The sequence below is a fragment of the Shewanella sp. MBTL60-007 genome, from assembly GCF_019654915.1.
Classification (GTDB): domain Bacteria; phylum Pseudomonadota; class Gammaproteobacteria; order Enterobacterales; family Shewanellaceae; genus Shewanella.
In genome coordinates, this window is the sequence record NZ_BPET01000064.1 from 1 (window position 1) to 14,441 (window position 14,441).

The following is a 14,441-nucleotide window of genomic DNA, read 5'->3' on the forward strand; positions in this document are numbered from 1 at the left end:
TGCCTACTTTGACATTTAGCGCTATCGTGTCTAATAACGAGGGGGCGTAGTTTAGCTAGCGCTTAGCTAAATAACTCATGAAACAGCTGGATGATTAATGAATATATGAGGCATTACATTACTTAAGAAAAACGTCAATTAATTTGTTAGCCTGAATAGTGGTAATATATTACTTCCAAAATTAAACATATTACTTTCCAAATTAAACATATTACTTTTGCAATTAAATATACTGCTTTTTAAATTAAATATTCTGCTTATTTAATTAAATTCGCTTAAGCTTTTACACTGACAACCTTCCGGTTGCAAGTAGGCTTTGTTTCCTAAATCAGATGTTCAGATCACCAACTATCGCTCAATGCCTCAACTAGATGCCTAAACCCCGCAACAAAACCGCTAGCAGGAACCTAATTAACAGAGGTTCACTTACGTTCTGGATTGATAAAGAGGCTATCGTGTTATGGCAAGTAAAAATTAAACAACGCAAAAAAGCAGACCAAGACTATTCAAAGGTATGACTATTACTAGGTGTTGGTCCCTAAAAGTGATTTTTGTTAATGAGCAACTGTAGCAAAGCCAAAAAATCACTATTACAGGGTGTCAAACTGTGATCGGTAATATTGCTCGCAGGTAAATCTACTGTTTATTCGAATTCTTTAGCATGACGAGCGATTTGGAAACTAAGCCTCTCATGTCTGAAATACATCTAGGTTTTACTGCGCTTTCTGTTGACCGTTAGCTGTTAATCGTGCCCTCTTGCAACAGCTTACGTAAGCCTGTCACAAAGCCACGAGGAAATATTCCTGTATTGTATTCCATACCTTTACTCAGTAAGCATGCCAGAAAATGAGGTTAGCACTTTAATACTTGGCTCTTCGCAGGAATCAAACTGACAGACAGCTAGCTTATCAATGGTGATAATCCCAAAAGTGTGAATGCTTTAACTCTAATCGGAAAATATAACCTTAGCCACTAAGCACTGTCTTCTATTCTAACAATGCCACAATTAATCATCGATGAAGCAACACGTGCTATTGCATAGGTAGATGAGTGTGGTTCAGAGGTAACTTATCTACAGGGAGCTATAAAAGATCGCCCGATCGTTATCGCTCATAAATAAAGGGAGTGATTACTGCGATAAATTTAGGGGGAAACAGAGTTACACAGGAATGAGTCAAAAAACAACCAGCAGGTTTAATGCTTATATATTAGTAGCTTAAGCACGTTAAAAATAGTATTCAACATACTTGTCCACAGATTCTGTGGATAACCTAAATAAGTCATTCATACAGATATGCCTTAGATCGTTACTCAGGTCAAGCTTTTCATTCGATCAAAACGAAAATCTTGCGTTAACGCGTAAGAATCGTAATACTGCACAAAATTCTTCATTCCTAAAATTATGATTAAACCTCTTCTACTCATCGCCGCACTTTTCTCCATTGTGGCTTGTAGCCCCTCACAAGAGCATAGCGGAAATATTAGCAGTTCAGAGAGTGCTTCCCTTCGCAGCCCGGAGTTAACGTCTCTAGGGTTTTTAAGTGCGATTTACGTTGATAGAGATGTAGATAAAGCCAAATTATATGTTGATGAATCGCTTAAAGAGATCTTAGGCCACTATTACATCGCCTCTTCGGTGCAACGTTATGTATTAAACTTATCAATGACAAATGTCGAGCTAGAAGTTGATGAAGTGGATATCGATTTCTTCCGCAAGTTTACCGATGATGTAACCGTTATAGTAAAAATAAAAGGACTGCGAGGTGGGCAGGAGTGGATCGATGATAGAACCTTACGTCTACATAAACGCAATGGTAACTGGATAATCGTTGAGATAATGCCTGAAAAACGCCAAGTGAACGGCTAGTGACTTTCCAACAAAAACTGACTTGCTTACGCCAAATGCTCCTCCAAAACAAAAAATAGCAACCTTATTGGTTGCTATTTTACTATTAAAGCTCTGTAACGGGCTTTAAGCGATTTTCCTTAATCCAAAAACGCTTCTTCGTCCATTTCAACTGGTAGAGACTCTAACATCTCATCTTGTAGTTGATAATATGCGCCTTCGTATTCCTGAACTTCCATAACGACTCCAGATCTTTGATTAAGGTGTAGGGTGCAAAGGCATGTCATCAATATGTGACATTTCGCCTTTTTTAAAAACATGCCAATTATGCATTGTCTTTATGGGGCGAGTATAACAGCTTAGGCACACCACTTACAGAAAACTTTCAGAATTAGATGCTAAAACTAGCCTAAAACCACAAAAAACTACAATTTACAGCCAAAACAGGTCACAGAAACTGAAAGGCTTTCAGTTTTTAATTCAAAAATTAGCTTAGCCACTATTTTTATATATCTAAAAAATATGTTTAGCAGACGTGCAGATTAGACTATTAATTAACCTTGCCCATAAAAAAGGCCAAACTCATGGTTTGGCCGTTTAAATGCAACTCAGCAAATAGACGCAGACTAGTTCTTTCGATACCGCAACACTTTTAGTGCTTTGTTAGGATCGATATCTTCAAACACCGTAGGATTCTCAAGCTGCTCACAAAACACTAAGCTTGGGCTGTACTCGTTTACCTGCTCCATTAAAAATTCGATGCTCAACTCTGGCGCATTCAAGCAAAGCAGCATGTCGCCATCTTCACTGAGTAGCTCTGGTAATCTTTTCAACAGGCGAGCATAGTCTTTAGTAGCCACAAAACTGCCCTTTTGATTACTAGGCGGATCGGCGATGATTAAGTCGTAAGGGCCAAGCTTGGTGAGCTTACCCCAAGACTTAAAAATATCATGCCCCAGAAAACGCGCGCCGACTTTAAAGTCATTGAGTAGATGGTTTTGCTTACCAATCGACAACGCGCCTTTACTCATATCGATGTTAACCACTTCATCGGCTTTGCCCTGCAATGCAGCCACAGAGAAACCACAGGTATAGGCAAATAAGTTCAATACTTTCTTATGGGCACTATTCTCACGCACCCACTGGCGGCCATTGCGCATATCGAGAAACAAACCATGATTTTGGCCACGCATTAGATGCACTTGAAAACACGCCCCATTTTCAGTGACGATATGTTTCTCAGGGACTTCACCTTTAATAATCTCGGTATGAGTCTCACCACCACGGCGGTATTGAAACACAAGATTGAGAGGCTCATTCCCCTTTAATTCGACCCAGCGTTGCTCAATGGCAGCGCATAAGGTGTCTAGCTCATCACTTTCTAATACCTTAAAACTGGTTAACAACAATACTGGCGAAAACCAATCCAAACACAAATGCTCACAGCCCGCAAAACGCCCTCCGCGACCATGAAAAAGACGCGTCACATCTTGTGGAAACTCTACTTGTTTTACTGCTTCAATAAATAACTGCATCAAGCTCACTTTTACTTGTTAACTAATTACTGTCTTGCTTATTTTTTTCACTGTTTGTAATAGCTAAAGTTGTCTCTTCAGTCGCGACACCGGCATTCAGCTTGGCCACTTGTAACTGCTCCTCAGAAACATCATCGCCCAACAACACTGCCAACCAACGACCACCAGAACTGGATTCAAGTGCAATTTTTACAATCATGGTCAGTGGTACCGATAGCAGCATACCGACAGAGCCTAACAACCAGCCCCAGAAGATTAATGATAAAAACACCACAAGCGTTGATAAGCCTAAGCCCTTGCCCATATATCTTGGTTCAACGGCATTACCCATAATCGTATTCGTACCTAAGTACAGCAGCGCCACACCACCAGCAGCGCCTGGGCCTAATTGAATGAATGCCAATAGCACAGATGGGATAGCCGCAATAATTGAACCAATATTTGGAATATAGTTAAACAGGAATGCGATAACGCCCCATAACAAGGCATAGTCCACACCAATAAAGTAAAGGCCTACACCGATAATCAAGCCGGTGCCTAAGCTAACGAGTGTCTTGATCACCATATATTGGTTTACCGAATGCAAGAAACGGTCGACCTGCTTTAATCGCATATCTGGATCATCTAGTGCTAAATGCATCTTGGTCGAAAAACCATTCGACTCAAACAACATAAACACCACGGTCAAGATGATTAAAAACAGATTCGCCATCACACTGCCTACACCGGACAACATATTCGTGGTCATCGACAGGGCAACACCTGGGTCGAAGTAGGCCAAGATCTGTTCTTTAGAGATCTGAATATTAAATGCGGCAAGCTTCTCAACGACCCATGAGAACTGGTCGATTAACTGATCGCGATAAAATGGTAACTGTTTAGAGAACTCATTAATCGAAGTGCCAACAACCGAGGCCAACCATAGCCCCATCATCACGATAAAGACCATCAACAACAGTACAGCCAAACCTCGTGGTGCACGGTGGCGTGTCATCCAGCTGATCATTGGATTACAGATCACAGCGATAAATACTGACAGCACAAAGGGAACCACAATCGGGCTTGCCGCCTTAATGCCCGCTAAAATTACAACGATAAACGCTGAAATAGCAAAGCCTTTAAATGCTACGCCTTGGTTCTCAAATCGTCTCATTACAATAAAATCCTTCTTGATTCACTATAATATTGATAGGGTTATATAAACTGCTTCAAACATACACAACAATAGGGACATCGTTATTTATGAAACCAGAAATCGCCGTGATCCGAATCAAAAACCTTAGGCTACGTACCTATATCGGGATCAAAGAAGACGAAATACAAAATAAGCAAGATGTCATCATAAATACCATTATTCACTACTGTGCAGACAAAGCCAGAAACAGTGACAATATGGATGATGCTCTGAATTATCGCACGATTACGAAAAAGATCATTGCTTTAGTTGAAAACAACCGCTTTTCTTTACTAGAAAACCTCACTAACCAAGTCTTAGCCATTGCCAGTGAACACGATTGGGTAGATTTTGCGAAGGTTGAAATAGACAAGCCACATGCGCTGCGTTTTGCAGATTCAGTCTCCCTTGAGCTGTGTTATCAAAAACAATCGATCTAACGACTATAATCTAACGTACAGACAATTATACTTTTTAAGCTATTTAATCAGCCTATGAAAATATTAATGACTGGCGCCAGTGGATTTATCGGTAAGCAACTGGTCAAAGCCTTAGAGTTACAACATCAGTTAACTATTCTCAGCCGCGATCCACAGCGCTCAGCCATTATACTGGGCGCTAAGCATCACTATTTAGATTCGTTAGATGAACTCAAAGACTTGGATAATTTCGATGCCGTTATCAATCTAGCGGGTGAGCCTATCGCCGAAAAGCTCTGGAGCGGCCAGAAAAAGCTCGATATTTGCCAGAGCCGCTGGAGTATAACCGAGCGACTAACAGAGCTCATCGAAAATAGTACTAAGCCACCACATACCTTCATTAGTGCCTCTGCAGTAGGTTTTTACGGCAATCAGAATCAAACTCGAGTCGATGAGAGCTATCAAGCCAGCGATGCTAATCTAGCCGAGTTTACGCATCAGGTATGTCACCGCTGGGAAGATGGCGCATTAAAAGCGCAGAGTGAACAAACCCGGGTCTGTATTATCCGAATAGGACTCGTTCTCGGTAGCAAAGGCGGCGCCTTGGCTAAGATGTTACCCGCGTTTAGACTGGGGCTTGGCGGGCCGATTGCCAGCGCAGAGCAAGGCATGAGCTGGATCCATCAATCAGATCTGGTTCAGCTTTTCGTGCACCTGCTCAACCACTCAGAATGCAACGGCATCTATAATGGCTGTGCACCAAACCCTGTTAGTAACAAAGAGTTTACAAAAACACTGGGACAAGCATTAAGCCGTCCAGCCTTTATTCCTATGCCAGCCTTCGTATTGAGAGTTGCTTTAGGTGAGATGTCTTGCCTATTAATTGAAGGACAATATGTCATACCTAAGCGCACCTTAGACTCAGGGTTTGTGTTCCAATACCCTGAGCTTCAAGCGGCGCTGAAACAGTTGCTCACTTAGTCTTTTTAGCTGCAACGTAAGCAAGTTAATATCAACAAAAAAGGGATAGCTAGGCTATCCCTTTGAACAGGAGTTTCCCATTCTAATGGGCTTTAAGTAATTCACCGCAGGACTTATTAAGTAACTGTCTACAGCGCCAAATACCGAGCAAAGCCACAATGAGTCCACCGCAAAGTGGTGCTATCCCCCACCAAGGCCAATGCATATAAACATTAAGCTCAAAAACCTGAGTCTTTAACAGATACAGAGTAAACTCGGCGACAATCACCGCTAATATCCCTGCAATGGTGCCAAGTAGAGCAAACTCAAGTCCAGTTGCCGCTCGCAGTAACCATCCTGATGCGCCAAAGGTGCGCAATACGGCAAGCTCTCTTTGCCTAGTCGCCATCCCCGCCTCTGTTTGCGCTATCATTACCAAGGCACTTGCTAATAACACTAAGACTAATACCAGCGATAACGACAGAGAAACTTGGTCGATGATCTGCCTTAGCTGGCTCACCATGGCTCCGACATCTATGATAGATACGGTCGGAAACTGCTTTATCAAATCAAGGATAAGCCCACGCTGAGAGTCAGCAAGGTGAAAACTCGACATCGAGGTATAAGCAAAGGGAGCGAGTGCTTCTTGGGTAAAAATCATAAAGAAATTAGGCTGTAGTGTTTCCCAATGCACTGCACGAATGCTGGTAACCTTCACTGTGAGTGGCTGGTTATCTATGGTGTAAGTTAAGCTGTCACCTATAGATAAGCCTAGACGCTCCGCGACACCCGATTCGACTGAAACATCATAAGTGTCTTTATTAAAACTGCCCTCTAAGATCTCATTATTCGGGGGCAGACTCACCCGGTAGGTTAAGTTTAGCTCTCGAGCGATCCCGACCCGCCCCTCTTTTCCCTCTTGCTTTTGCGCATTAGAGATCAACTCCTCACCATTAATTTCAGTTAAACGACCGCGCACCACAGGATAGATAATAGGTGACTCTTTAAGATGAGGTGCCAAGAAGTCGCTAATAGTTTGCGTCTCTTCTGGGGCAATGTTGACTAAGAAGTAGTTAGGCGAATTTTCAGGTAACTGCTTTTGCCACTCCAGCAATAAGTCTTGTCTAAGCGCCAAAATAGTCAGTAGTAATACCAAGGCGCTGCTGAAGCCGACAAGCTGCACTGCATTTTGTTTGGCTCTGCGCCTAAGTCCTGCTAGCGCCAACTGTAACGGATTGGTAGTTTTCATGCCGACGCTATGACCTAAACGGATCATAAAAAAGCCGAGCACACTCAGTAAAGTTCCCAGCAGCAATACCGCAGCCACAACAGTTAAGGTTAACGCTAAGCTCTGAGAGTAGAGATATCCCAGCAGCGCCATCGCGCCTAAGCTTAAAATAAGGTGCAGCCACATCCCCAGCTGCAAGCCTTCAAGCTGACGTTGTAATACTCGAAGAGGCGGAATAGCTAATAGACGCATTAGCGGATAGGCGGAAAACATAAAGGCGCTAACAAAACCTGTCGCTATGCCTAGCATGATTGGCCTACTTACTGGTGGCGTGTATGCGGCAATCTCTACAGGTAGAAATGCCGTGATGCCCCGATCTAAGACAAAACCACCGAGCAAACCAAGCAATACGCCAACCGCGGTAACTAGCAATAGATGAGTCCCAAATAACACTCTGATCTGCTTCGCCGATGCACCAAAGGTTTTTAGCATAGCCACCACATCATAGTGACGCTGACAGTATCGCTGCGCAGCAATACCAATGGCCGCACAGGCGAGCGCGATACCTAACAGACTGGCTAACAATAAAAAGCGCTCTGCTCGCTTAACGGCACCGGCAATGGGCGAGTCACCCGACTGCACATCTACCCAACGCTGACTGGTATTAAGTAGAGGTTTTACTCGCGCTTCAAATGCCGTTAACTGTCCAACATCACCAGTGAACTGGTAACGATAGGTTACCCGACTCCCCGGTTGAATAACTTGTGTCTTGGCTACATCTTCAATGCGCATTAGTACAACTGGGGATGACGCAAATGGGTTAAAGCCCGCATCAGGCAAGCGAATTATTTCCTTAGATAAATCAAACTTCGCATTCCCAAGCTCTATTAGCTCAGGATAACCTAACAAGCCGCCGAGCCGCGTCTCAAACCAAATATGACCTAGCTCTGGTAAACCCTGAGCCTTACCAGTACTGAGTTCGATATCCCCCTTTAAGGGATAACCTTGCTCAACAGCCCTAACGGTAACTAACTGAAATGCGTCACCAGCGTAAACCATTGAGTTGAATTGCATGCTACCAACCCGAGCAACACCTAGCTCGTCAGCCACTTGCAAAATTTGCGGATCAATTTTGGCTGGGGAGTCGATGATACGGTCAGCCGCGATAAATTTTGATGCTTGCCCGTTAATTGCCATCTGCAAGCGCTCACTGACACTGGCAAGGCCCGTTACCGATAAAACGGCCAAAGTGATCGCCAAGATAATCAACAGCAATTGTCCTTGGGACAGCTCTCGCTTAAACAGCCTCCAGGCTAAACTTAGCTCCATGCGCTTGCCTCTTCTGCTCCTTGAATTGTTGTCACCTGTTCGTTTTGCTTCTCACTTAAACAGCCTGAATCCATAATAAATTGGCGCTGACAACGGCTTGCTAACTCCATATCGTGAGTCACCAACACTAAGGTTGTATCACTCTCACGGTTAAGTTCAAACAGCATATCGGCGATCTTATCGCTATTAGCTGAGTCAAGGTTACCCGTTGGCTCATCGGCAAATAGCACCTTAGGTTCACAAATAAAAGCTCTAGCAATAGCAACCCTTTGTTGCTCACCGCCGGATAGTTGATTAGGAAAATGGCTCAAACGATGACTTAACCCCACTCGCTCTAGCATCGCCTCGGCCTTCTCTTTAGCCTTAGTTATACCTGCAAGTTCGGCGGGTAACATCACATTCTCTAGTGCATTTAGAGTATCGACCAACATAAAAGACTGAAAAATAAAACTGACTTTCTGTTTACGTAAGGATGCCTTACTCTCTTCATTGAGATCTTCTAAGGCAACACCATCAAGTTTTATCGAACCACTAGTGGGAGAGTCTAATGCAGCAAGTAAGCCTAGCAAGGTTGACTTACCCGAACCCGATGGGCCAAGAATAGCCACACTCTCGCCGTGCTTGACATCCATATTGATGCCGTTGAGGATAGTCAGTAGACCCTCTTGAGTAACAACAGATTTAACTAGGTGGCTTACAGTTATGGCGCTATTTTCAGACATAGATTCCTTCTTAGGCTTCAAGAGCCGACTCGGCGGCTTAGCCTTATTATTAATTTTCAGCAGTTTTAAACTGAGTGCTGCCCCTATATTAATCCTAGGTGATAGCCTAAGTGCAAGTTATGGCATGCCCGAAGATCAGGGTTGGGTACAATTATTACGCGAAAAAATGCCCGAGCACAGCATCATAAACGGTTCAGTTAGCGGTGAAACCTCCGCAGGAGGACTGCGCCGACTCCCCGCGCTGCTTGAGTCGACGCAGCCTGAGTTACTGTTAGTCGAGCTTGGTGGCAACGATGGCTTACGGGGTTTTCCACCTAAACAATTGAAAAACAATCTTACAAAAATCATCGAACTGGCAAAGGAGCAAGAGGTAAAAATTCTGCTCAGTGAAATCATGGTACCACCTAACTATGGTCCAAGATACGCATCACAAATTAGTGCTATTTATAAAGAGCTTGCAGAAGAACATGAGGTTACTCTAATGCCATTTTTTATGGAACAGATCGTCACCGACTCTTCTCTCATGCAAAGAGATGGCATCCACCCCAATCAAAAAGCACAACCTGCAATTGCAGAGTTTATGTTGCCATGGTTTGAACAGGCTTTATAATCATCTACAAATCATTGCACAACCTAGTTTTTTAGTTAAACCCTAAACTATGTATTTGTACCGTAAAATGCTGGCATCCGTATAATAAAGCCAGCCACAGGGGTATTAATACCATTTCAGGGAGAGATAAATGGAACCCCATATGCGCTATTCTCTTATTGCGGCGGCTTGTTTCGCTGCCATCAGCTCCGCTTCTGCAAACTCGGCAGAGCCCACCGCACAAATCAGCCCCGTAGCCCCAAAGGAGCAATCGTTAAAGCCCGAACAAGTTTATCCTCCTGTAGACAGCAAATATGACTGGTTGCAACTGACCTCATTAGAGCTATTAAAAGGTGAAATTAAAAACCTTTATGATGACAAACTAGAGTTTGAGAGTGATGAGCTCGATACGGTGTTTATCGACTGGGACGATGTGAAAGTACTGCAAAGTAGCGGCATCGTTAGTATTGGCTTTACAGATCTAAGCACTAAAACAGGTCATTTATTAGTTGAGAATGGTAAGTCTTATATTGATGGTGAAGAGTTTGATAACTCTCAAATCATGACCATTATTGCTGGTGACCAATCAGAAGCTAACTACTGGTCCAGTAAAATCACCCTCGGTGCTAACTTCCGTAGCGGCAATACAGACCAGATAGATTACAGTGCATTAGCTAAAACCATGCGCCGCACAACAGAGTCACGCTTCAACCTAGACTACATTGGCAACTACTCTAAAACCGATGGTGAAAACCGCATTAATAATCATCGTATTAACACTAACTTTGACTGGTTTATCTCTAAACAGTTCTACTTAAGACCTGTGTTTGCCGAGATCTATAAAGATCCCTTCTCAAACATTGACTACCGAGTCACGGTCGGTTCGGGTTTGGGTTATAACATCATAGATAACTCAAAAACGGAATGGAGCATCAGTGGCGGTCCTGCATATACTTACACTCGATTCGACGAAGTTACCGACAATGAAGAGATCGATGATGATAGTGCAGCAATGGTAATAGAAACGGTTTATGACACCGAGATCACCAGTGATATCGACTTCAATACCTTATACCGAATTCAATATGGTAATGAAAAGTCAGGTGGCTATACCCACCATGCAATTGCCACGCTTGAGATTGAACTAACCAGCATCTTCGATCTCGACCTTTCTTTTGTTTGGGATCGCATCAATAACCCACAACCAGATGCAAATGGCTTTATCCCTAAACAAGATGATTACCAATTCATCGTTGGTTTTGGTATTGATCTTTAGCCAACCGCTCATTAGGTTGAAAGCTCTACTTTGAAAATTCCCGCTATCTATCGTAGCGGGAATTTTTTTATTCTCACTTAACTGATACCAATTAGTACAAATATTTGATCGCTCCGCGAGAGTTTATCGGCACAGAGACAAGCTCATCAATCGCTCCTCGATAACTGCTCCTGCGCTGCAAAGCTTCACAAGGGAGCTACCATCCTTTCAGCTATTCGCCTTGAATAAGTTTGCCAAAAAACGCTCTGAGTAGATCAACCTCTTACACTGATTGGTGTAACCCCATGAAGTTAAACTACTTTACATTTCTAAAATTGGCAAAAAGTTAGATTAGACGACACAAAGTAAAATCGTCACAAAGCGTCGAGACCATTAATTACCCGCCACAATTCGGTAAAATTATTAGTCAATTTCTCAAGCAGACTTAAATCCATACACCTGTTTTAATGTGACCTTGTTCACATTAATTTTCAAGTAGTAAGCCTTGCTTATGCGTTTAACCTCCTACCAAAAACACAATTGATAACACAATGTTAGTTAATTGTTGACCACATTTCACATTGCTTATCTTGTACGCCAGTGCAATCTAGTAGTCGCATAATAAAAATAAATTTGGAGACGCTATGCTCAACAAGAAACCTTCATGGCTTATGCCAACCTTACTTGCCAGCGCTGTAGCAATAAGCCTAGGGGCTTGTTCATCAGACGATGACGAAACCAACGTAGTCGAAGAAGACACAGGCGTTGTCACACCGACGCCAGAGCCGGACCCTAGCTTCCCTGATGGCGCTATCATGGTTGAAGACGGTGAAAACCTCACCATCCGTATTCAAGAGGCCCTAATTAATGCACAAAGCGGCGACGTTATCGTGCTACCTAAAGGGAATTTTGAGATCGAATCGACGCTACTGTTTGACGGCGATGTCGACGGTGACGGTAGTTACGCAAAAAATGTCACCATCATGGGATATGGCATGGAAGAGACGGTTCTTGACTTCTCTAAGGCAAACTCCGGTGACGGTATATTCGTTCAGAATGCACTCAATATTATCATTCAAGACCTTTCGGTCAACGAAGCCAAAAACAACGGTATTAAGCTTAAAAACACCAATGGCATTATTCTTCGTCGACTCGCTACGGTTTGGGAAGGTGAGCTAGATGAAGGTAATGGCGCTTACGGTCTTTACCCTGTTGAATGTGAGAACATTCTAATTGAAGATACTTATGTTCGTGGTAGCGCCGATGCGGGGATCTATGTCGGCCAGTCTGAATATATTGTCGTACGACGTAATATCGCCAAAGAAAACGTAGCCGGTATTGAGATTGAAAACTCCAAATATGCCGACGTATATGACAACGAAGCCATGGGTAATACAGGTGGTATTTTGGTATTCGACCTACCTATTGGCAACCATAGATACGGCTCGAGTGTGCGGATCTTTAATAACAAAGTCTACGATAACAATACCAAGAACTTTGCCAACGCCTCTGCCAACCCGGCAGGTGTACATATCGTTCCACCAGGAACCGGTATGATTATTCTCTCTACCGATGATGTGGAGATCTTTAACAACGAGATCACCAATCACGATACCATGGGTGTGACTATCTCAAGCTTCTTTATCGCCGAGCCAAATATTGAGACTTTCGTCGCTAACTATGGTCAACCCGGTCAACCGATTGAAGATGGCTGGCGTCCAACGCCCCGTAATATCTATCTGCACGATAACGTGATTGAAGGCTATGGTCAGAAGCCAAATGGATACCTTATCGATGACATCATCAAAGGTTACCTGTTCACCCATGGCCAATTTCCTGGCGTACTTTATGATGGTTTAGGTGAGTTGCTCTCCAATAACGGTACCGCAGCGTACCTTGGCTTGCAGGAACTACCTTTTGCAGCAGATGGCAGTGATAACATCTGTGCCAGCAATAACGGCGATGTCTCCTTTGGTCGTCTGTATGCAAACGACAATACCGATATGGCCAGTCCCGAGTTCCTATTTGAGAAGACTCAAACCGATATTATGGATTGCCAGCAGGTGAGCCTTCCAGTTCATACTGTGACATTTGGCGAGCAGATTTTCGGTTGTGGTGTTGATGACGATACAGAGGGTTGTGACGGTGGTAACCTCGTTGGTGGCGGTGGCAGCATAGGCGAAGGTGAAGGTGGCCTAGATGGCGATGGAGATCTCAGTCTGTGTAAGGCTGAAGGCTCAAATGCCTCTTGGGACGCGCTACTTAAAGCCAACTGCCCTAACCTGTCTGACTACAACCTATTCGCCGATATGAAGAACCCAACGGACGCACCGAACTCTGGCGGTATGCCTTACGACATGAATACTCAGCTATTTACCGATTATTCGAGTAAGTATCGCTATGTATTTATACCAGAAGGTCAAAAAGCTAACTACTCAGAGAATGAGTCATTTGAGTTCCCTGTAGGCAGCGTTATCGTGAAGTCTTTTGCCCTACCCGCTGACACAAGCAAGCGCGGTATTGCAAACGAGGATTTAGTTGAAACACGCCTATTGATCAAGCGTGAAACTGGTTGGACTGCACTACCTTATGTTTGGAATGCTGAAAAGTCTGACGCTGTTTTGGCTAAAGCGGGAGCGATTCAAGGCAAGAGCGTGATGCATAATGGCGAAGACATGGAGTTTGACTATGTCGTGCCCAGCATGAACCAATGTAAACAGTGTCACCAGTTAAAAGCCGACGCTGACAGCCCAGCTAAGTTCGCCCCTATCGGCACTAAGGCCCGTAATCTCAATAAGGATTACACCTACAGTGATGGCAGTATGAACCAGCTACTTAAATGGCAAGCTGCAGGCATATTACAAGGCCTACCAGAGCTAGCAAGTATTGATGCAGTACCTGCCTTTAATGATGGCGATGAAGTCAACCTTGCCCAGATGTCTGATGCGGACCTAATGAAAACGGCTAAGGGTTACTTAGACATCAACTGTGCCCACTGTCATCGCCCAGAAGGCAACGCTTCAAACACAGGCTTAAAGCTTGAGTACTGGAGAGCCTACGATGAAGATGCAGGTTTATCACATGGTACGTGTAAGTCGCCTGTTGCCTACGGTGGTGGTTCACTTGGTTTTGATATCGTCCCTGGTAGCCCTGAAGAGTCGATTCTGCACTTTAGAATGGAGTCGAATGATCCAGGTGACAGAATGCCAGAAATTGGCCGTAGCCTATCCCATGCTGAGGGTGTTGCCCTTATCAATGAATGGATTAAGCGCCTACCTCAAGCAAGCTGTTCTAACTAGAAGGCTAGTACTAAGTCATGAGATGAGAGCCAATCTAATTATTTAGCTAAGCACTCATCACTATAAAAGGCCGGGAACTCCCGGC

Annotated in this window: 10 protein-coding genes; 6 read left to right on the top strand and 4 right to left on the bottom strand. The window is 43.7% G+C overall.

From position 1 onward, the window contains the following. Positions 1 to 1,405: 1,405 nt before the first annotated feature. A complete protein-coding gene (locus K5Q92_RS20120; protein ID WP_374758459.1) occupies positions 1,406 to 1,867 on the top strand; it encodes a hypothetical protein in 462 nt (153 codons plus the stop codon). A gap of 605 nt (positions 1,868 to 2,472) precedes the next feature. Here K5Q92_RS20120 and K5Q92_RS20125 read toward each other — a convergent pair. After that, positions 2,473 to 3,381, bottom strand: a complete 909-nt coding sequence (locus K5Q92_RS20125; protein ID WP_220770655.1) for a class I SAM-dependent methyltransferase — start codon at positions 3,379 to 3,381, stop codon at positions 2,473 to 2,475. 22 nt (positions 3,382 to 3,403) lie between these two features. After that, entirely contained in the window at positions 3,404 to 4,534 is a 1,131-nt protein-coding gene (locus K5Q92_RS20130) for an AI-2E family transporter (RefSeq protein WP_220770656.1), read from the bottom strand. An 89-nt stretch (positions 4,535 to 4,623) separates the two neighbouring features. On the opposite strand from K5Q92_RS20130, the gene folX reads away from it, so the two are divergent. Beyond that, positions 4,624 to 4,995, top strand: a complete 372-nt coding sequence (folX, locus tag K5Q92_RS20135; protein ID WP_220770657.1) for a dihydroneopterin triphosphate 2'-epimerase — start codon at positions 4,624 to 4,626, stop codon at positions 4,993 to 4,995. 54 nt (positions 4,996 to 5,049) lie between these two features. Continuing rightward, the gene (locus K5Q92_RS20140; RefSeq protein WP_220770658.1) at positions 5,050 to 5,955 is read left to right on the top strand and encodes a TIGR01777 family oxidoreductase; all 906 of its coding nucleotides are present in this window, start codon (positions 5,050 to 5,052) and stop codon (positions 5,953 to 5,955) included. Between the two features lie 82 nt (positions 5,956 to 6,037). On the opposite strand, the gene K5Q92_RS20145 is transcribed toward K5Q92_RS20140, so the two are convergent. Together K5Q92_RS20145 and K5Q92_RS20150 are read right to left on the bottom strand one after the other, a co-directional pair. Further along, a complete protein-coding gene (locus tag K5Q92_RS20145; RefSeq protein WP_220770659.1) occupies positions 6,038 to 8,491 on the bottom strand; it encodes an ABC transporter permease in 2,454 nt (817 codons plus the stop codon). Beyond that, the gene (locus K5Q92_RS20150; RefSeq protein WP_220770660.1) at positions 8,482 to 9,213 is read right to left on the bottom strand and encodes an ABC transporter ATP-binding protein; all 732 of its coding nucleotides are present in this window, start codon (positions 9,211 to 9,213) and stop codon (positions 8,482 to 8,484) included. The genes K5Q92_RS20145 and K5Q92_RS20150 overlap by 10 nt, the downstream gene beginning before the upstream one ends. On the opposite strand from K5Q92_RS20150, the gene K5Q92_RS20155 reads away from it, so the two are divergent. From K5Q92_RS20155 to K5Q92_RS20165, 3 genes are all read left to right on the top strand, one after another. After that, on the top strand, positions 9,194 to 9,823 hold the full coding sequence (locus K5Q92_RS20155; RefSeq protein ID WP_259649648.1) for an arylesterase: 630 nt from the start codon (positions 9,194 to 9,196) through the stop codon (positions 9,821 to 9,823). The genes K5Q92_RS20150 and K5Q92_RS20155 overlap by 20 nt on opposite strands. A gap of 130 nt (positions 9,824 to 9,953) precedes the next feature. Further along, a complete protein-coding gene (locus K5Q92_RS20160; protein ID WP_220770661.1) occupies positions 9,954 to 11,078 on the top strand; it encodes a YdiY family protein in 1,125 nt (374 codons plus the stop codon). Between the two features lie 623 nt (positions 11,079 to 11,701). Beyond that, positions 11,702 to 14,356 (top strand): parallel beta-helix domain-containing protein, encoded by a 2,655-nt coding sequence (locus K5Q92_RS20165; protein WP_220770662.1) that lies wholly within the window; start codon positions 11,702 to 11,704, stop codon positions 14,354 to 14,356. Positions 14,357 to 14,441: the final 85 nt, after the last annotated feature.